The following is a 19399-nucleotide window of genomic DNA, read 5'->3' as shown; positions in this document are numbered from 1 at the left end:
CCGCGCGGCGACGCGCCGAGGGTGACCCGGCTCACACGTTGGCGAGTCGACCGGCCCGCGGCCGAAGGTAGACGACCCAGGTGACCGCGAAACACAACGCGTACCAGACGATGAACGCCAGATAGGCGGCGTCGGCGTTGCCCGAACTGAGGAACGACTGGCGGAACGCGATGTTGACCAGTACGCCACCGAAGGCGCCGATCGCACCCGCGACGCCGATCAACGCGCCGGTCATCCGACGCGCCCACCGCGCGGCGGCCTCCGGATCACGGTGACCCGTGGCCACCGCCTCCGCCGCGCGGGCCCGGAAGATCGCCGGGATCATCTTGTACGTGGAGCCGTTGCCGATCCCGGAGAAGACGAAGAGGGCCATGAACCCGGCCAGGTAGAGCCCGAACGAGCGTTCCCGGGCCGCGTACAGCACGATGCTCGCGCCGGCCGCCATCGCCACGAAGTTCCAGAAGGTCACCCGGGCCCCGCCCAACCGGTCGGCGAGGTGCCCGCCCAGCGGCCGGATCAGCGAGCCGACCAGCGGGCCCAGGAAGGTCAGCCAGGCGGCGTCGACCGGGGTGGGGAACCGCTCGGCGAACTGGAGCTGGAGCACCTGACCGAAGGCGAAGCCGAAGCCGATGAACGAGCCGAAGGTGCCGATGTACAGCAGCGACATCACCCAGGTGTGCGGGTCACGGGCCGCCGCGCGCAACGCGCCCGGCTCGTTGCGCGCCCCGGGCACGGTGTCCAACCAGCGGGCCGCCGCCAGTGCGGCCAACACGATCAGCGGCAGGTAGACCGCCGGCACCAACCGGGGGTACGCCGCGCCCGCGGTGGCGAGGACCGCCAGACCGACCAACTGCACGACGGGTACGCCCAGGTTGCCACCACCGGCGTTGAGCCCGAGCGCCCGACCCTTGAGCCGCTGCGGGTAGAACAGGTTGATGTTCGCCATCGAGGAGGCGAAGTTGCCGCCACCGACCCCGGTCAGGCAGGCCAGCACCATCAGGGTGGAGTAGGACACCCCGGGTTCCAGCAGCACAGTCATCGGCACCGCCGGTACCAGCAACAGCAGTGCGCTGATGATCGTCCAGCGTCGTCCGCCGAAGCGGGCCACCGCCAGCGTGTACGGCAGCCGCAGCACCGCGCCCAGCGCGGCCGGCACGGCGGTGAGCAGGAACTTCCCGGCCGGATCGATGCCGTACGCGGGGCCGAGGAAGAGCACGGTGACCGACCAGAGACTCCACACCGAGAAGCCGACGTGCTCCGCGAAGATCGAGACCCAGAGGTTGCGCCGGGCGATCGGCGCTCCGGTGGCCTGCCAGAAGTCCGGGTCCTCGGGGCGCCAGTCGTGCAGCGGTTGCCGGCGACCGGTGACGGCGGGCGGCTCGGCGGTGACTGCGGTGCTGGTGAGCGTGCTCACGGCGGCTCCTCCTCGTCGATGTGACGAGGGGAAACGCTAGGAACACCCGGTTACCTGGCAGTGCCCGTCGCGGGTCGGGCCGGAAACGGCTAACGCACCACGGGCCGGCGGCGATGGTGAGCACGCCACCAGGGTCGCGCGGTCAGAGCTGCTGGAGAATGCGCAGCGCGCGGCCGACCCGGAGCATGGTGTCGGTGTCAGCGACGTCCACGCAGCCGGTGAACCACTTCTTCATGGGCGAGGAGATCCGATCGGGCATCACGACGTACCGGCCCATCGACACGGCGAGCGGCGAGTCCCGGAGGAGCGACTCCTCGACCACCTCGACCACGATCACGATGGGCACGTCGGTGGAGTTGTAGACGTCCGAGCTGATCACGAGGCCGAGGCGTTCCCGGGCGCCCTCGATGCGCCAGATCTCACCCCTACGCAGCACGCGGCCGTCCGCCGGAGAACAGGTCGTTGACCATGCCCACCTCGCGGGCGTCGGCGAGGGCGGCGGACTCCAGATCGAGGCTGGCGCGGCCCACGGCGGCGGCGTGCGCGGTGAAGACCTCGCGCAGCGCCTTCTCCCGGGCAGCCTGGTCCATCCACGCGGAGAGCGACAGCCCCTCACGCTTGGCGAACCGCCGCGCCTCCTCGATCGTCTCGTCCGTGAACGAGAGAGTCACCTTGGCAGTCATGCCGAGCAGATTACCCACCGGTGTGACCAATAGTCATCCCCGCGTTTACCGGCTCACCCCGAGCGACGAAACGCACATTCCGCCGGGGCCTTACCCGGCCTGGCCACGCCGGGTCTACCCGGCCCGGCCGCCGAACACCGCGAAGCGCCACTCCTTGAAGTAGCAGTCGACGTCGACCAGGCCCGCCTCGGCGAGCCATCGGCACTGGTCGGCCACGGTCGCCGGTCGGTCGTGCCGCATCCGCTCCCGGGATGCCGCGATCTCGTCGGGCGACGCCCCCAGCTCGGCGATCCGCTGCATCCACACCTCGTCGTAGCGCCGGTCCAGCTCCGGCGTCGGGCCAGCAACCTGCTCGGCGTTGACGAACACCCCGCCCGGTGCCAGCGCGGCGGCGGCCCGCCGGTAGAGCGCACGCTTGCCGGCGTCGTCCAGGTGGTGGATCGCCAGGGCGCTGACCACTGCGTCGTACCGGCCGGGCGGCAGCTCGTCGGCCAGGTCGGCCCGGACCGTTCGGTGCGGCACGGACCGCGCGTCCAACTGGTCGGTGGCGCGGGCGAGCATCGCCGGTGCCCCGTCCACCAGGGTCAGCCGGACTCCGGGCACCGCCGCGGCCAGCAGCAGCGAGAGCAGCCCGGTGCCGGCGCCCAGATCCAACACCTCGGGGGTACGACCGGCGGCGAGCGCGGCGCGCAACGGCGGTGTGGCCACCTCGACGGCGGTGCCGTAGAAGGCGTCGAAGCAGGGAATCAGCCGCCGACGCGCCTCGTCGTAGGTGCCGGCAACCGCGTCGAAAACGTCCGTCACACTCATCGCGGACTCCCAAACTTTGAGACTGATTTCCCACATTATAAGCGCGCTGCGCCGGACGATGACGCTGATGTCGTCAGCGATTCAGCTCCAAAGGCTTCGGCTCACAGCTCCCGTCGCACGCCGAAGGCACCGCAGAGTCACCGCTCGATGCACGACCGCGCACGGGATCATCGACGTCACCCCGTGCGGCTCAAGGGCGCGCTCGACGAGGGTCCTTGGCCATCGTGACCCCGCCGATCTTGCACTTTCGGTCGCCGTTTTGTCGTACTCATCCTTTATGCCGCCACAGAAACTGCAAGATCGCCGCAGGGAGGGGGCGAGTCGGCGTCGTCGCGAGCGTTCTATGTGGTCAGTCTGGCCACGCTTGCGCTGCCTCGCGGTGGTTGACCTCGAACACGCAAAAGGCCCCCGGCGCTCCCCTTGGGTTCTAGGAGCCGGGGGCCGTTTGTGCTGCGTTGGTCAGCTGACGGGACCGATCGTCTTCGCCAGGTCCAGGAAGCCGGCCCATGCCGCCGGTCCGAAGGTCAGCGTCCCGCCGTCGCGGTCTTTGGTGTCGCGGACGAGGACGACGCCGGGGAGGTTGTCGGCAACCTCGACGCAGTTACCGCCGTTGCTGCCGCTGCGGGTGCTCTTGCGCCACTGCACGCCGGTCATGTCCATGCTGCCGCCGCTTTCCTGACGAGATCGAGAGACTGCGCCCTAGGTAGGGCTTCGCCAACTATGCGCGCCCACCTTCGCCCAAGGGTAGCAATTTCCGTCGTTTCGTCGATGATCTGAGCCCTGACCTGGCCGTCCACATGCGCAACCTGTGCGCCGTCGGGCATCTCGGCCATGGTGAACGGCCCACCGAGGCCGAGGTACATCGGCGTGTCAGCGGGTACGACGTGCACCTGCACGTGCGGCAGCTCGGCACACGTCGCGATGTGTTCGCACTGCTCCCGCATCAGCTCGGCACTGCGCCCGGCCCGTCGCCGCAGCACTGCCTCGTCGAGCACGGCAACGACCAGCGGCGGGCGGGATCGGTGCAGGATCGCGTGCCGCAGCATCCGCGCCGACACCTGGTCGTCGATCTCTTCAGAGGTCAGCGATTCCATGGCGAGCGTCGCCCGCGCGTACGCCTCGGTCTGAAGGAGGCCGGGCACCCATGCCAGCTCGAACCATCGCAGCGCGACCGCCTCGCGCTCGATGTCGATCCACGGCCGGAACCACGCTGGTTCCCGTCGGGTGAGGACGTCCGGCCAGAGGTCGGCGACTTCCCGACCGAGCACCTTGGCGACCTCGGCGCGGTGCCGGCTGCGCGGGATGCGTCCTGGATTGGCCCACCGTGCGGCGGTCTTCGGATCGACCCCGACCTGACCAGCAAGACTCTCGGCGGTCTCCCCCGCCTCGGCCATCGCCGCGATGAGTACCTGATTCATTCTCAGCCCCTGCCCGACGTCCCGAACGTCCCGAAGGAATGCTGCTACGGAGTGTGTGCGTCCCGCAACCCTGCGAGAGGGTGCTCTGTAGACGGCGCGGCCGGTAGGGAACCCGTAACCCGGCGGACGCGTTCGTACCGGGGCCGCCCTTGGCCTGCTAGAGATCTTGGACAGTTTCCGTTACGCGAGAACGGAAACTGTCCAAGATCTCCATGGGCGAGCACGCACGGGGCGGCCCCTTCCCAAGATGACGACCAGGGGGAGAGCGCCGTGCCGGACGAGCCGCCCGATCGGAAATCCAAGCCGAGGCCCGAACCGCGGAAGCCGCACACGGGCGACGTCCTGCACCTGACCCGCGCCGCGAGTGTGCAGTTCCTGTGCCCGATCTTCGTCCGCGTGATTCGGGTTCTCGACTGGCCGACGTACGACGGGTGGCTGTGGATTGACGGCTACGAGCTGGCCGCGAACGGTGATGCGGTCGCACGCCGGTCCCTGTTCGTGATGCCCGCGGGCCTGATCTGGCCGGACACGCCCGCCCCGGCGGCCCGTCGCCCAGCCACCCGCGCGCACGTGAGGCGCGGTCCGGTGAGGGTCGGATGAGTCGCCGCCCTCGCCCGCACCAACCGATGCGCCCGGCGTGGCTCTGCCGCAACTGCGCCGCCCCCTGGCCGTGCGCGCCGGCTCAGCTTCACCTCGCGACCGAGTTCTACGGCCATTCGATCGCCCTGGCGTTCTATCTGGCAGCGAACATGCAAGACGCGGTCGACGACCTGTACTCCCTCGGCGTTCGTCCTGACCCGCGAGCACTTCACGCCCGGTTCCTGGGCTGGCTGTCCCTGACCCGCCGACCACGCCGCGTCGACTTGCGCTGACCGTGGGATGAAGGCCGCCGCCGCCGCACCGATCGACCAGCTACCCGTCACACCTGCTGCTCCTGTGCGGTGTGAGCCCCACTTGACAGGACCGAAACAGAAGGGACCCGGACCGGAAACCGCCCGGCGGCACGCTTTCCCGACATGACAGACGGTGCACGGTCGGCAACTCCACCAGGGCTACTGCCCCGGGAAGTGGCGACGCACTGCCCGTACTGCGCACTGCAGTGCGGGATGACGCTGCGCTCGGACGACGCCGGGGTGACGGTCCACCCACGCCAGTTCCCCACCAACCGGGGCGGTCTCTGCCAGAAGGGTTGGACCGCCGCCGAACTGCTCGACCACCCGGAGCGGCTGACCACCCCGCTGGTGCGCGACCCGGCCACCGGCGAACTACAGCCAGCAAGCTGGGACACCGCGCTCGACCGGGTTGTCGCCGGCATCCGCGCCGTCCAGGACGACGCCGGCCGGGACGCGGTCGCCGTCTTCGGCGGTGGTGGCCTGACCAACGAGAAGGCGTACGCGTTGGGAAAGTTCGCCCGGATCGGGCTGCGCACCCGCAACATCGACTACAACGGACGGTTCTGCATGTCCTCGGCGGCAGCCGCCGGGATGCGCGCCTTCGGCATCGACCGAGGGTTGCCGTTCCCCCTCGCCGACCTGGGCCGGGCCGACACCCTGCTGCTGGTCGGGGCGAACCCGGCGGAGACCATGCCGCCGCTGGTGCGCTGGCTCACCGAGCAGCGCCGCAACGGCGGGAAACTGATCGTCATCGACCCCCGGGTCACCGCCACCGCCCGCCAGGCCGACCTGCACCTGCAACCGCTGCCCGGCACCGACCTCGCGGTGGCCAACGCGCTGCTGCACATCGCCCTCACCGAGGGTTGGGTCGACCGGGCGTACGTGGCCGACCGCACCACCGGGTTCGACGCGGTCCGACGGGGCGTCACCGCCTGGTGGCCGGCCCGCGCGGAACAGCTCTCCGGGGTGCCGGTGGCCGACCTGGAGGCGACCGCCCGCGCGCTGGGCACCGCCGGTCGCGTGATCATCCTGACCGCCCGCGGCGCCGAGCAGCACGCCAAGGGGGTGGACACGGTCACCGCGTACGTCAATCTCGCCCTCGCCCTCGGTCTGCCCGGCCGCGACGGTTCGGGGTACGGCTGCCTCACCGGCCAGGGCAACGGCCAGGGCGGGCGGGAGCACGGGCAGAAGGCCGACCAGCTCCCCGGCTACCGGAAGATCGACGACCCGGCGGCCCGGGAACACGTGGCCGGGGTGTGGGGTGTCCCGGCTGACGAGTTGCCCGGCCCGGGGGTGCCCGCCTACCAACTGCTCGACTCGCTCGGCACCCCGGGTGGCCCGCGCGCGCTGCTGGTGTTCGGGTCGAACCCGGTGGTCTCGGCGCCCCGGGCGGCCCGGATCGAGGGCCGGCTGCGCGACCTCGACCTGCTGGTCGTCGCCGACCTCCTGCTCTCCGAGACGGCCGCGCTGGCGGACGTGGTCCTACCCACCGCGCAGTGGGCCGAGGAGGACGGCACCATGACCAACCTGGAGGGTCGGGTGCTGCGTCGGCGTGCGCTACGCCCACCCCCGTCGGGCGTCCGGACCGACCTCGCCATCATCTCCGACCTGGCGGCGCGCCTGGCCGACGCCGAGTCGACGGACGCCAACCCGGCCAGCGTGCGACCGGCCGCCGTCGCGGCGGCCCGGTTCCCGGCCGACCCGGCCACCGTCTTCGCCGAGCTGCGTCGCGCCTCCGCCGGTGGGGCCGCCGACTACGCCGGCATCAGCTGGGACCGGATCGACGCCGACGACGGGGTCTACTGGCCCTGCCCGACCGAGGACGGGCCGGACACGCCCCGACTCTTCGCCGACCGGTTCGCCACCCCGGACGGCCGGGCCCGCTTCCACCCCGTCGACCACCGGCCGGCCGCCGAGGAGGTCTGCGCCACGTACCCGCTGCACTTCACCACCGGTCGTGTGCTGGCGCAGTACCAGTCGGGCACCCAGACCCGACGGGTGGCCGCGCTGCGGCGCGCCGCACCGGAGGCGTTCGTCGAGCTGCACCCCGACCTGGCCGCCCGGCTGGACATCGACGACGGCGACCCGGTGCGGGTCACCTCGCGCAGAGGTGAGTTCTCCGCTCCGGCCCGGCTCAGCGCCGGGATCCGACCCGACACCGTGTTCGCCCCGTTCCACTACGCGGGGAAGGGACGCGCCAACTCGGTGACCAACGACGCGGTGGACCCGATCTCCGGGATGCCCGAGTTCAAGATCTGCGCGGTCCGGGTGGAGAAGGCATGACCGCCCGGGTGGTCATCGTCGGCAACGGGATGGCGGGCGCGCGCCTCGCCGGTGAGCTGCACGCCCGGGAGGGAGACCGGAAGGTCACAGTGCTCGGGGCCGAGCCGCACCGCGCGTACAACCGGATCCTGCTCTCCACCCTGCTGGCCGGCCGGATCGACGAGCCGGACGTGGAGCTGACCGAAGCCGCCGGGCACGGCGTCGACCTGCGCAGCGGCGTACCGGTGACCGCTGTCGACCGGGCCGCCCGGGAGGTCCGCACCGACGACGGCGAACGCATCGGGTACGACCACCTGGTGCTGGCCACCGGCGCCCGTGCGGTGGTGCCGCCGCTGCCCGGCCTCGATCCGGCGAACCTGCCGGAGCGGGTGGTCCCCTTCCGGACCCTGGACGACTGCCGGCGGATCCTCGCCGCCGCGGACGGCGCCCGCACCGCGCTGGTGCTCGGCGGCGGGCTGCTCGGTCTGGAAGCCGCCCGAGGGCTGGCCACCCGGGGTCTGGCCACCACTGTGGTGCACCCGAGAGAGCACCTGATGGAACGGCAACTGGACCCGACGGCCGGCGCGGTGCTCGCGGGCACACTCGCCGGCTTCGGCGTCACCGTCCAACTGGGGGTGCCGGCGACCGGCGTGGCCGCGGACGCCAACGGCGTCCGCCTCGACCTGGCCGACGGCCGATCGATCCGCGCCGACCTGCTGGTGCTCTCCTGCGGTGTACGCCCCGACACCGCCCTCGCGCAGGCCGCCGGCCTGACCGTGCGGCGCGGTGTGGTGGTGGACGACCGGCTCCGCACCAGCGACCGGTCCATCTCGGCGATCGGCGACTGCGCCGAGCACGACGGCGTACTCACCGGGCTTGTCGCTCCGGCCTGGGCCCAGGCCCAGGTGCTCGCTGATGTGCTGACCGGAACGGAACCACTGGCCCGGTACCGGCCCCGGCCGGTGGTGACCCGGCTGAAGGCAGCCGGGATCGACCTGGCCTCGATGGGTGACGCGGCCGGTGCCGGGCCGGACGAGGAGTTGACCTTCGCCGACCCGACCCGGGGCACCTACGCCCGCTTGCGGATCCGGGACGAGCGGCTGGTCGGCGCGATCCTGCTCGGCGACAACCCGGCGGTCGGCACGGTGATCCAACTCTTCGACCGTGCTCAGCCGGTGCCGACCGACCGGCGGGCGCTGCTGCTCGGCCGGGCGCTCGGCGCGGTCGGCGCGACCCCGGCCGCCTCACCGGCGCTGATGCCGGACGCGGCCACGGTCTGTCAGTGCAACACGGTGAGCAAGGGCGCACTGGTCAGAAGTTGGCGCTCCGGCGCCCGGACTGTCGATGCGGTGGTGGCCGCGACCCGGGCCGGCACCGGATGCGGCGGATGCCGGGACGCGGTGAGCGGCATCGTCGACTGGCTGAGCCAGGCGGAATCGGTGGAGGTGACGCGATGAGCGGCGGCGAACTGGTCGTCATCGGCAACGGCATGGTCGGGCAGCGTTTCGTGGACGCGCTGCACGCCCGTGACCCACAGGGCAACTGGCGGGTGACAGTGCTGGCTGAGGAGGGGCGCCCGGCGTACGACCGGGTGCGGCTCTCGGCGTACTTCGACGGGGTGAGTGAGAGCGAACTCAACCTGCACACCCCGTACGACGGGGTGCGGCTGCGACTCGGCGAGCCGGCCACCGCCGTCGACCGGGACCGACAGGTGGTGACCACCGCCGTCGGCGAATACCGCTACGACGCGCTGGTGCTGGCCACCGGGTCGTACGCGTTCGTGCCGCCGGTGGCCGGCACGGAGCTGCCCGGGGTCTTCGTGTACCGGACCCTGGACGACCTGGCGGCGATCCGGGCGTACGCGCGGGGCCGGCGGGTCGGCGCGGTGATCGGTGGTGGGCTGCTCGGCCTGGAGGCCGCGAACGCCCTGCGACTGCTCGGCCTGAGCACCGACGTGGTCGAGTTCGCGCCCCGGTTGATGCCGGTGCAGGTGGACCAGGCCGGCGGGGCGATGCTCCGCCGCTACGTCGACGACTTGGGCGTACGGACTCATCTCGGGGTGGCGACCACAGCGATCCGTCAGGGCCCGGACGGCGGCGTCGCGGCCCTGGAACTCTCCGACGGCACCGCCCTCGACGCGGAGCTGGTGGTGGTGGCCGCCGGCATCCGGCCCCGGGACCAGTTGGCCCGGGAGGCCGGTCTGCCGCTGGGCCCGCGCGGCGGGGTGCTTGTCGACGCGACCTGCCGCACCGCCGACGAACGGATCTGGGCCGTCGGAGAGTGCGCGGCGGTCGACGGCACCTGCCACGGTCTGGTCGCGCCGGGGTACGCGACGGCCGAGGTGGTGGCCGATCGGCTGGTCGGTGGCGCGGCGACCTTCCCGGGCGCGGACACCGCCACCAAACTCAAGCTGCTCGGCGTCGACGTGGCCTCGTTCGGCGACGCCCACGGCGCGACCGAGGGCTGCCTGGACGTCACGTTCACCGACCCGGCCACCCGGGTCTACGCGAAGCTGGTCCTCTCCGACGACGCGCACACCCTGCTCGGCGGGGTGCTGGTCGGTGACGCCAGCGCGTACCCGACGCTGCGCGCCAGTGTGGGCGGTCCGCTGCCGGCCGCGCCGCTGGCGCTGCTGGCCCCCGACGGTGGCGGCGCGGACGCCGGGGCGCTGCCCGCCGCCGCGCAGGTCTGCTCCTGCAACGCGGTGACCCGGGGCGACGTGGACGCCGCCATTGCCGACGGTTGCGCGGACGTGGCGGCGGTGAAGGCGTGCACCCGGGCCGGCACCAGTTGCGGCTCCTGCGTGCCGATGCTCAAGCAGCTCCTGGACGCGGCCGGGGTGACGCAGTCCAGCGCGCTCTGCGAGCACTTCGACGTCAGCCGGCGGGAGCTGTTCGAGATCGTCCGCGTCCGCGGCATCCGCACCTTCTCCCGGCTGGTCGCCGAGCACGGCCGGGGCCGCGGCTGCGACATCTGCAAGCCGGTGGTGGCGTCGATCCTCGCCTCGCTGGGCAGCGGACACGTGCTCGACGGCGAGCAGGCGTCGTTGCAGGACACCAACGACCACTTCCTGGCCAACCTGCAACGCGACGGCAGCTACTCGGTGGTGCCCCGGATCCCGGGCGGCGAGATCACCCCGGAGAAGCTGATCGTGATCGGCGAGGTCGCCCGGGACTTCCAGCTCTACACGAAGATCACCGGTGGGCAGCGGATCGACCTGTTCGGGGCGCGGGTGGAGCAGCTGCCGCAGATCTGGCGGCGGCTGGTCGACGCCGGCTTCGAGTCCGGCCACGCGTACGGCAAGGCGCTGCGCACTGTGAAGTCGTGCGTGGGCGAGACCTGGTGCCGCTACGGGGTGCAGGACTCGGTGGGGCTGGCCGTGGCGCTGGAGTTGCGCTATCGCGGGCTGCGTGCGCCGCACAAGCTCAAGTCGGCGGTCTCCGGCTGCGCCCGGGAGTGCGCGGAGGCGCGCAGCAAGGACTTCGGCATCATCGCCACCGAGACCGGTTGGAACCTCTACGTCGGCGGCAACGGCGGCTTCCGGCCCCGGCACGCCGACCTGTTCGCCACCGACCTGTCGACAGATGCGCTGATCAGGCTGATCGACAGATTCCTGATCTACTACATACGCACCGCCGACCGACTGCAACGCACCGCCGGCTGGCTCGAGGCGATGGATGGCGGCCTGGACCACCTGCGCTCGGTGATCGTGGACGACTCGCTCGGGCTCTGCGCCGACCTGGACGCGGCAATGGCCCGGCACGTGACGTCGTACTCCGACGAGTGGCGCGACGTCCTGGACGACCCGGATCGGCTGCGCCGCTACACCTCCTTCGTCAACGCCCCCGACGTACCGGACCCGTCGATCACCTTCACCCGGGAACGTGGCCAACCGGTACCCGTACGCGACCAGTCCCCGACCGGATCCGAGCCGACCAACGGTCACCGTCGGCAACCGGTCACCCTCGGCCTACCGGAGGTACGGCGATGACCCAGACCCTCACGCTGACCTGGACCACCGTCTGCCTCCTCGACAGGTTGGAGCCGGACCGGGGCGTCGCCGCCCTGGTCGACGGGGTGCAGATCGCTCTCTTCCGGACCGCCGACGGGCTGTTCGCGATAGACAACCGCGATCCGGTCTCCGGGGCGTACGTGCTGTCCCGGGGCATCGTCGGCAGCCGTGACGGAGTGCCGACGGTCGCCTCACCGCTGCACAAGCAGGTGTACGACCTGCGCAGCGGGCACTGCCTCGACCTGCCCGGGGTGGCCGTGGCCCGACACGAGGCGCGTTGCCGCAACGGGCTGGTCGAGGTTCGGCTGCGACAGGAGGGTTGATGCGGGAAGAACTGGCGGGCTTCACCATCGGGGTGACCGCCGACCGGCGGCGCGACGAGTTGGCCGCGCTGCTCGAACGCCGGGGCGCCCGGGTGGTGCTCGCCCCCGCGTTGCGGATCGTGCCGTTGTCCGACGACACCGAGCTGCGCGAGGCGACCCGTGCCTGCCTCGACCAGCCGCCGGACATCCTGATGGCCAACACCGGAATCGGCATGCGCGGCTGGCTGGAGGCGGCCGAGGGCTGGGGGCTGGCCGAGCCGTTGCGCTCCGTGCTGGCCAGCTCGTACGTGGTGGCGCGCGGCCCGAAGGCACGGGGCGCGATCCGGGCGGCCGGGCTGCACGACCAGTGGTCACCCGCCTCGGAGAGCTGCGACGAGGTGGTCGACCACCTGCGCCGGCGGGGCGTCGCAGGGCAGGTGATCGCCATGCAGCTGCACGGTGAGCGGCAGCCCGAGTGCACGCTCGCGTTGGAGGCGGCGGGTGCCACTGTCATCGAGGTCCCGGTCTACCGCTGGGCGCCGCCGACCGACCCGGCACCGCTGCACCGGTTGATCGACCTGATCGCCGCCCGGCTGGTGGACGCGGTGACGTTCACGTCGGCGCCGGCGGCCGAGGCGTTGCTGCGGGCCGCCGGGGACCGCTCTGACGCGGTGCTGTCCGCGTTGCGCGGTGACGTGCTGGCCAGCTGCGTCGGGGCGGTGACCGCCGAGCCGTTGCTGCGGCACGGGGTGCCGGTGAGCGCGCCCGGTCGGGCCCGGTTGGGCGCGCTGGTGCGGACCATCGTCGACGAACTGCCCCGCCGGACCGTGACGTTCAAGGCCGGCGGGCACCTGCTCACGTTGCGCGGGCACGCCGCGGTGATCGACGGCGAGCTGCGGCCCCTCGCGCCCGCGCCGATGGCGGTGCTGCGAGCACTGGCCCAGTCCCCCGGCCGGGTGCTGTCCCGCACGGCGTTGCTGCGGACCCTGCCCCGGGGCGCGGACGAGCACGCCGTGGAGATGGCCGTCGCCCGCCTACGGGCCGGCTTGCGCGCGCCCCGCGTGGTGCAGACAGTGGTGAAGCGCGGCTACCGGCTCCGGGTCGACTGAAGCGCGTCACGGCCGGCACGCGAATGCCGGCCGTGACGCGATGGTTCAGCCGACCGGCGTCGGGAAGCCCCGCCCGTGCTCGGACTGGAGCCGGAGCATGGCGTGCTCGACCACAGTCACCAGCACCTGCTTGACCGAGTCCCGCTGCCGGGCGTCGGTCATCACCAGCGGCACCTGCGGCGAGATGGCCAGCGCCTCGCGGACCTCCTCCGCCTCGTACTGCGGTGCGCCGTCGAACTTGTTCAGCGCCACCACGTACGGCAGGTTGCGGTTCTCGAAGTAGTCCAGCGGGGCGAACGCGTCGGTGATCCGGCGGGTGTCCACCAGCACGGCGGCACCCACCGCCCCCCGGATGATCTCGTCCCACATGAACCAGAACCGGGTCTGACCCGGTGTACCGAAGAGGTACAGGATCAGGTCCTGGGCCATGGTGATCCGGCCGAAGTCCATGGCGACCGTTGTGGTCTCCTTGCCCGGCACCTTGGACGGATCGTCGATGCCGACACCCGCCGCGGTCATCAACGCCTCGGTGGTCAGCGGTGTGATCTCGGAGATCGCCCCGACCAGTGTTGTCTTACCGACGCCGAAGCCGCCCGCGACGACGATCTTCGCGGATACGATTCCCCGGCCCGGCCGCCCCCCTGCGGGGTCATAGCCTGCGAAGTCCACTTAGCACCCTTCCAAGCAGTTCCATCCGCTCCTCGAACCCCTCGGCGGGAGCAGCAGTGTGTAACGTCAGCAGGCTCTCGGCCACCATGTCGGCGACCAACACCCGGGCAACGCCCAGCGGCATCCGGGTGTACGCGGCGATCTCCGCCAGCGACTGTGCTCGGCCCTCACAGACCGTCGCGATGCGGTGCTTGTCATGCCCGGCGAAGCGGGACTCGGCGACCTGGGTGGGAGACGCGGTGAGGACGGCCTCGAGGGCGATGTCCTGCCGGGGCTCGGTACGACCACGGGTGACCGCGTACGGACGCACCAGCGCGCCACGCGGGTCAGCGCGTCGTTGGTCCATCCCCGATCACCTCCTCGTCCCCCTGCGGAGCCGGACTGTGCCGCCTCTCGTCCCTGGTCCGGCGCTCGGAACGAACGCCGTATTCCGGTGCTAAGAACGCACCGCGTCGCGCGGCAGTGGCACCAGCGCGGCACCCACCCGCTCGACCAGCAGCGCCATCTCGTAGCCCACCTGGCCCACGTCGCAGCTGCGCGCGGCCAGCACGGCCATCGAAGAACCGTCGCTGATCGACATCAGGAAGAGGTACCCGCTGTCCATCTCGATGACTGTCTGCAACACCCCGCCCGCGCTGAACATCCGGGCCGCGCCCTCGGTCAGGCTCACCACCCCGGAGGTGATCGCGGCGAGCTGGTCCGCCCGGTCCCCCGGCAGATCCCGGGAGGACGCGAGCAACAGCCCGTCGGCGGACACCGCCACCACGTGGGCGATACCCGCCACGCTGTCGGCGAAGTTGGTGAGCAGCCAACCCATGTCCTGCATGGCAGCTGGCCTGTTCATCGGCTCTCCTTGGTCGAGGTGCTGTTCAGGTCCGTTCCGGCCGTCCGACCGCGCTGCACACCGCGGTGGTAGGCCGACAGCAGACCACGTACTTCATCCGGGGTCCGCCGGCTGCGGTCCCGGCCGCTCTTCGGTTCGATGCCACCCGGCACGAGTTGTGCCTGCGGCACCCGCTTGGGCAACCCGGAGCGGGTGGTCCCGGCGGGAGCCGGCTCGGCAGCCCGGCTGGCCCGGGACCAGCCCTCGTCCGCCGCCGTACGCCAGGCGTCGGGGTCGGGCGCGGGGGCGGGCGCGGGCGCGGGCGCGGGCGCGGCGGCCGGAGCCGTCCGGCCGGCCGGGGGCTGGTTGTACGACGGTGGCGCCGACGGCCGTGTTCCGAATCCGTCCATCGTGGTGCCGAGACCTCCGGCACCCGGCGTGGTCGTACCGTCGGTGCCGGAGCTGCCCGGGGTACGGGTCGGCAGCTTCGGTCGGGCCGGCGGCGCGGCCGGCGCGGACGCCGCGCTCGGCTGGCTGCCGTTGCCGGTGCGCAGCCCGGCCTCGGCCGGAGCGGCGGTGGTGGGCGCGGGCGGCTCATCGAAGTTGGGCCGGGTGAAGATCGCGGTGGCGTCGTCGCCGTGCGACCGGAACCAGACCGCCTCCATCTCCCGGAAGATGGGAGCCTCGGCGGGGAAGTCGGGCCGGGTGCTGACCGGTGCGGCGGGCACCGAGGGCGCGGCCGGCGGTGCCACCGCGCCCAGCCCGGCGACCGGCCCGACCGGGAGGCCCTGGACGCCGCGCCCGTCGGCGGCATCCGCGGCGTCCGCGGTGGAGCCACGCCGAGGCAGCGGGTCGACGGTCGGGTAGGCCACGGTCGGGCTGCCCAGCGAGGCACCCGCGCCGTTGCTGTACGCCGGTCGTGCCGGCGAGAGCGGGGCGGCGGGTGCCGGAGCCGGGGGTACGGGAGCGGCGGGCGCGGCCGGCGCGGGTGGCATGGTCGAGCGCGGACCGGTGTAGCCACCAGCCTGTACGGCAGGGGTGGTGTCCCGCGAGTCCAGCGGCGACTGCCACTGGGCGGGTGCCGGGGTGCTGGTCCGCCACTGGTCGGGCAGCGTCGCCGCCGACGTGGCGGCACCGGCGAACTGCTCGGCGTGACCGACAGGGGTGAGCGGGTTCTGCTCCACGGCCATCGGCTGACGCGGCCGGGTGAGCACCTGCTCGCGGCCCCGGTTGCTGGGCAGCACCACGGTGGCGGCGGGCAACGTCACCTGTGCGACGGTGCCGCCCTCGACGTTGCGGCGCAACTCAACCCGGACGCCGTAGCGGGAGGCGAGCCGACTCACCACGGCCAGACCCATCAGGCGGAACGCGGCGACGTCGACGCTCGGCGCGGCGGCCAGCCGACGGTTGAGCGAGTCGAGCTGATCGTCGGTGAGGCCGAGCCCACGGTCCTCGATCTGGATCAGGACGTAGTCGCGGATCCGGCGACCGTCGGCGACCACAGTGGTGTTCGGCGGCGAGAACCGGGTGGCGTTGTCGAGCAGCTCGGCGACGAGACGTACCACGTCGTTGACCGCGTGCGCGGCCACCGAGATGTCGGTGTCCACCGTCCCGAACTCGATGCGGTTGTACAGCTCCACCTCGGACTGGGCGGCGCGCAGGATATCCACCACCAACGCGTTGTCGTGACGCGGTGCGGCAGAGTCGGCGCCGGCCAGGACCAGCAGGTTCTCGTCGTTGCGGCGCATTCGGGTGGCCAGGTGGTCCAGTTCGAAGAGCTGCGCGAGCCGCTTCGGGTCCTCCTCGCCGCGCTCGATCGCGTCCAGCTCGCCGATCATCCGGTCGACCAGGGTCTGACTGCGGCGTGCCAGGTTGAGGAACATCGCCGAGACGCTGGTACGCAGTGCCGCCTGCTCGGCTGCGACCCGTACCGCCTCCCGGTGTACGACGTTGAAGGCCAACGCCACCTGACCGACCTCGTCGCGGGTGTTGAGCTGGATGGGGTCCCGGACCTGTCGGACGATCTCGTCCACTCCGCCGTCACCCACGCTGCCCATGTTCTGCAGCCGCTGCACGGCGTCGGGCAGGTCGTGGTTGGCCACCGAGAGGGCGCCCTCACGCAGCCGGCGCAGCGAGTGGTTGAGCGAGCGGGCCAGCACCACGGCCAGCGACACGGCGATGATCAGGGTCAGCAACACCAGGATCGACTCGACCACGGCCTGCCGGATGACGTCCGAGCGCGCCTGGTCGGCCTGCTGGAGCAGTCGGTCCTGCAGTTGGATCTCGGCCCAGCGCATCAGGTCGTTCACGGCCCCGATGGCCGCGGTGGCGTCCTGGGCGGTGACCAGGGGGCGCTGCCCGACCGAGCGGGTGATGTCGGTGGCCACCCGGTCGGCCAGGCCGACCGCGTCGCCGGAGACGGTGCTGTCGACCAGGGCGCGCTGCACCGGGTCGGCGGCCAGCGAGAAGGCGACCAGGGCCTCCTGCTGACCGGTCAACGTTGCCACGAAGGAGGAGAACTGCTCCGAGTCGAGCTGGCCGGCCGACAGCGCGGTGAAGGCGACTGCCTCTTCCTCGGCGACGGAAGCCTTGGCGCGGGCGAAGGCGGAGACCGCGCGGCGGCTGTCCGCCAGGCTCTCGTCGCCGGGCAGCTGGGCCAGACCGTCACCGTACGAGACCAGGTCGGTGAGGATGACGCCGTAGCGGAGCACCGCCTCGGCGACCGCCATCTGCCGGCGGTCCAGCACTTCCTGACGGGTGCCGTCCAGGGTGGCCAGGTGGTCGTCGATGGCGGCCAGCCGGTCGCGCACTGCGGCCGGCACCTCGCCGATCCGGCCCCGCTCGGCGCGGTACTTGTCCACCTGCTGCTGCGTCTGGCGGACCCGCAGGTTGTACGCGTCGGCCGGCTGCTGCGGAGCGGCCAGGTAGGCGGCTGCGGCCATCCGTTCGGCCTGGAGGTCCTGGGTGAGGGCGCTGACGTCGACGGAGAGGGCGGTCAGTGACCGGGCCCGGGTGGCGTCGAATGCGCCCTCGCCGACGGCGATCAGGCGGACCGTGGCCAGCGCGATCACCGCCGCTACCGGGACGACCAGAATCAGTGCCAACTTGGACCGGATCCGGGCGTCACGCAGTCTCGGCATCCGCCGGCGCGCGCGCCGACCGCTATCGCCGAGCGCGGGCAGGGTCGTCGGTCCGGTGCTCACGACATCGCCTCCGTCGTTTCTTCCCCGCCTGAGCCGCCGAGCCATGCCGTAAGCGGAGGGGACCACGCGCGGCACGGCCGCGATTTCATCAGAGATGATCGTGTTTGGGAAGCCGCAGTGAGGTAGGAAACGGTCGGACGGAGCGCATCCCGTGATCCGGTCAACTGATACCTTCATTTCCGCAAGCCCCTGAACAGGGCATGTAACTCCAGAGTGGTCACGCGTGTATGCAAAGTGAGCTTTTGCAAACATTGCGTTACCCCAGCATGTGGGATGGCCGTCCCGAAAATGCTGCCGGGGTCCGCGCTTGACCACAGCGCCGGCCATTGGCAAGGTTTTGCAGGCTTCGCGCACACCGTACGGCAGAGGAGATCCCGTCCTCCACTGAGGACGGATTAGCGGCGGTGACCGGGCAGCGCCCGCGCCCGCACCTGGAGGACTGAGTTGAGCCCCATCCGCTCCGCGACCATCGCGGCGCTCGCATCGGCCGTAGTGGCCACCACGCTCACCGGCTGCCAGTTTGGCGAGGCGGAACAGGACACGAGTCCGATCGTGATCGCCGCCGATCTCGAACTCTCCGGCGCCGGAGCCACGGTTGGCCAGACATACCAGCGAGCCCTCAAACTCAAGGTCGATCAGTTGAACGCCTCCGGAGCACTGAACGGCCGGAAGATCGACCTGAAGGTGAAGGACAACCGTTCCGACTCCGCCGAGTCACTTCGCAACATCGTCGACTTCAGCAGCGATTCGAAGGTCAGCGCCATCATCATGGGCGGCTGCAACGAATGCGCGGTCGGAGCGGTCGGGACCATCAACGAGAAGCGGATTCCCACCATTGCGCTAGCCGCTTCCGGCGCGATCGCCGCGCCTGCCGCCCAACGGCGCTACGTGTTCAAACTGGGCCCTAACGCCCCGGACAGCGCCGCCGCACTGACCACCGAACTGCGCCGCAACAACATCCGCAAGGTGGGGATGCTGGTCAGCGACGACGACTATGGCCAGGAGGGTGCGACAGCACTCAAGAGCGAGCTGGACAAGGCCAACATCACGCTTCGACAGCAGAAAATCAAGACCACCGGCACCGACGTCAGCCAGCAGGTCCAGCAGCTCGCGTCGGGCAAGCCCGACGCGATGGTCTTCTGGACCCCGCCGGAGCAGGCGACACTGGCCGCCACCAGCGCCCAACAGACCACCTTCCGCGGGTCGATCTACTTCGACGCGGCGGCAGCCGGGGATCTCTTCCTCGGCGCGGCGGCCAAGGCGACCGAGAAGGCCACGTTGATCTTCACGCAGACGATGGTGATCGACGACGTGATCGCGACCACGCCGGCCAAGGCGGCGCGGCGGCAGTGGTTCCAGGACTACACGGCACGCTTCGGTGGCTACAACGGGTCCTCGTCCTTCGCCGCGGACGCCGTCCAACTGATCGCCGACGCCGAACTGCGCGCCGGTGGCGAGATCGGGAAGGTGGACCGCGACGGCATCCGGGACGTGCTGGAGACGTCCCAGATGGACGGCCTCTCCGGCCCGATCCGCATGACGCCGGACAACCACAGCGGCCTGATGCCGCAGGCGCTCACCACGCTTGTCGCCCGCAATGGTCGCTGGCGGTTGGCGGGGTAAACGCTGGGCTTGTGGTTCCGGCGCTTCATCGGGTGCCGGGTGGGGGTGTGGCCGACCGTGCCCGGCTCCGGGCGGTCAGGCTTGATCCCTCCGCCGGGCACGGTCGGCCACACCCTTTGTGCCAGCAGCGTCAATGGAAAGGGCCGGCCTCCCAGTGGGGGGCCGGCCCTTCGCGTTT

The 19399-nt window shown here is 71.6% G+C and carries 17 protein-coding genes; 7 read left to right on the top strand and 10 right to left on the bottom strand.

From position 1 onward, the window contains the following. Positions 1–31: 31 nt before the first annotated feature. The 6 genes from KBX71_RS25615 to KBX71_RS25590 form a co-directional block, all read right to left on the bottom strand. Positions 32–1414 (bottom strand): MFS transporter, encoded by a 1383-nt coding sequence (locus KBX71_RS25615; protein ID WP_210820394.1) that lies wholly within the window; start codon positions 1412–1414, stop codon positions 32–34. A 142-nt stretch (positions 1415–1556) separates the two neighbouring features. Further along, positions 1557–1850 (bottom strand): hypothetical protein, encoded by a 294-nt coding sequence (locus KBX71_RS25610; RefSeq protein WP_124778100.1) that lies wholly within the window; start codon positions 1848–1850, stop codon positions 1557–1559. Beyond that, positions 1840–2097 carry a DUF6364 family protein gene (locus tag KBX71_RS25605; protein WP_091403518.1) on the bottom strand — a complete coding sequence of 86 codons (258 nt, stop codon included), beginning with the start codon at positions 2095–2097 and terminating at the stop codon, positions 1840–1842. Before KBX71_RS25605 ends, KBX71_RS25610 begins: the two co-directional genes overlap by 11 nt. Positions 2098–2211: 114 nt before the next feature. Further along, positions 2212–2907 (bottom strand): class I SAM-dependent methyltransferase, encoded by a 696-nt coding sequence (locus tag KBX71_RS25600; RefSeq protein WP_210820393.1) that lies wholly within the window; start codon positions 2905–2907, stop codon positions 2212–2214. A gap of 459 nt (positions 2908–3366) precedes the next feature. Further along, positions 3367–3561, bottom strand: coding sequence for a DUF397 domain-containing protein (locus KBX71_RS25595; RefSeq protein ID WP_210820421.1), 195 nt, complete (start codon positions 3559–3561; stop codon positions 3367–3369). Further along, on the bottom strand, positions 3558–4325 hold the full coding sequence (locus KBX71_RS25590) for a DUF5753 domain-containing protein (RefSeq protein WP_210820392.1): 768 nt from the start codon (positions 4323–4325) through the stop codon (positions 3558–3560). The genes KBX71_RS25595 and KBX71_RS25590 overlap by 4 nt, the downstream gene beginning before the upstream one ends. Before the next feature lie 270 nt (positions 4326–4595). Here KBX71_RS25590 and KBX71_RS25585 point away from each other — a divergent pair, with 270 nt between their 5' ends. The 6 genes from KBX71_RS25585 (at position 4596) to KBX71_RS25560 (ending at position 12903) form a co-directional block, all read left to right on the top strand. Beyond that, entirely contained in the window at positions 4596–4925 is a 330-nt protein-coding gene (locus tag KBX71_RS25585; RefSeq protein ID WP_210820391.1) for a hypothetical protein, read from the top strand. A 416-nt stretch (positions 4926–5341) separates the two neighbouring features. Continuing rightward, complete coding sequence (locus KBX71_RS25580) at positions 5342–7501, top strand: molybdopterin oxidoreductase family protein (RefSeq protein ID WP_210820390.1); 2160 nt, start codon at positions 5342–5344, stop codon at positions 7499–7501. Next, a complete protein-coding gene (locus KBX71_RS25575; protein ID WP_210820389.1) occupies positions 7498–8937 on the top strand; it encodes an FAD-dependent oxidoreductase in 1440 nt (479 codons plus the stop codon). Before KBX71_RS25580 ends, KBX71_RS25575 begins: the two co-directional genes overlap by 4 nt. Continuing rightward, positions 8934–11471, top strand: coding sequence for a nitrite reductase large subunit NirB (gene nirB / locus KBX71_RS25570; protein ID WP_210820388.1), 2538 nt, complete (start codon positions 8934–8936; stop codon positions 11469–11471). Before KBX71_RS25575 ends, nirB begins: the two co-directional genes overlap by 4 nt. Then, a complete protein-coding gene (gene nirD / locus KBX71_RS25565) occupies positions 11468–11815 on the top strand; it encodes a nitrite reductase small subunit NirD (RefSeq protein ID WP_210820387.1) in 348 nt (115 codons plus the stop codon). Before nirB ends, nirD begins: the two co-directional genes overlap by 4 nt. Then, positions 11815–12903 (top strand): uroporphyrinogen-III synthase, encoded by a 1089-nt coding sequence (locus KBX71_RS25560; RefSeq protein WP_210820386.1) that lies wholly within the window; start codon positions 11815–11817, stop codon positions 12901–12903. Before nirD ends, KBX71_RS25560 begins: the two co-directional genes overlap by 1 nt. Positions 12904–12948: 45 nt before the next feature. On the opposite strand, the gene KBX71_RS25555 is transcribed toward KBX71_RS25560, so the two are convergent. From KBX71_RS25555 to KBX71_RS25540, 4 genes are all read right to left on the bottom strand, one after another. Beyond that, the gene (locus tag KBX71_RS25555; protein WP_030329978.1) at positions 12949–13572 is read right to left on the bottom strand and encodes an ATP/GTP-binding protein; all 624 of its coding nucleotides are present in this window, start codon (positions 13570–13572) and stop codon (positions 12949–12951) included. Continuing rightward, entirely contained in the window at positions 13553–13918 is a 366-nt protein-coding gene (locus tag KBX71_RS25550; RefSeq protein ID WP_007465174.1) for a DUF742 domain-containing protein, read from the bottom strand. Before KBX71_RS25550 ends, KBX71_RS25555 begins: the two co-directional genes overlap by 20 nt. Positions 13919–14008: 90 nt before the next feature. Continuing rightward, positions 14009–14416 carry a roadblock/LC7 domain-containing protein gene (locus KBX71_RS25545; RefSeq protein WP_007465177.1) on the bottom strand — a complete coding sequence of 136 codons (408 nt, stop codon included), beginning with the start codon at positions 14414–14416 and terminating at the stop codon, positions 14009–14011. Next, on the bottom strand, positions 14413–17598 hold the full coding sequence (locus tag KBX71_RS25540) for a sensor histidine kinase (protein WP_210820385.1): 3186 nt from the start codon (positions 17596–17598) through the stop codon (positions 14413–14415). The genes KBX71_RS25545 and KBX71_RS25540 overlap by 4 nt, the downstream gene beginning before the upstream one ends. A 444-nt stretch (positions 17599–18042) precedes the next feature. Between KBX71_RS25540 and KBX71_RS25535 the strand changes: the two genes are divergently transcribed. Beyond that, a complete protein-coding gene (locus tag KBX71_RS25535) occupies positions 18043–19221 on the top strand; it encodes an ABC transporter substrate-binding protein (protein ID WP_124819800.1) in 1179 nt (392 codons plus the stop codon). Positions 19222–19399: the final 178 nt, after the last annotated feature.

The organism is Micromonospora sp. D93, from assembly GCF_018070365.1.
GTDB classification, from domain to species: Bacteria; Actinomycetota; Actinomycetes; order Mycobacteriales; family Micromonosporaceae; genus Micromonospora; species Micromonospora ureilytica.
This window is presented reverse-complemented; position numbering and strand designations above follow the sequence as displayed.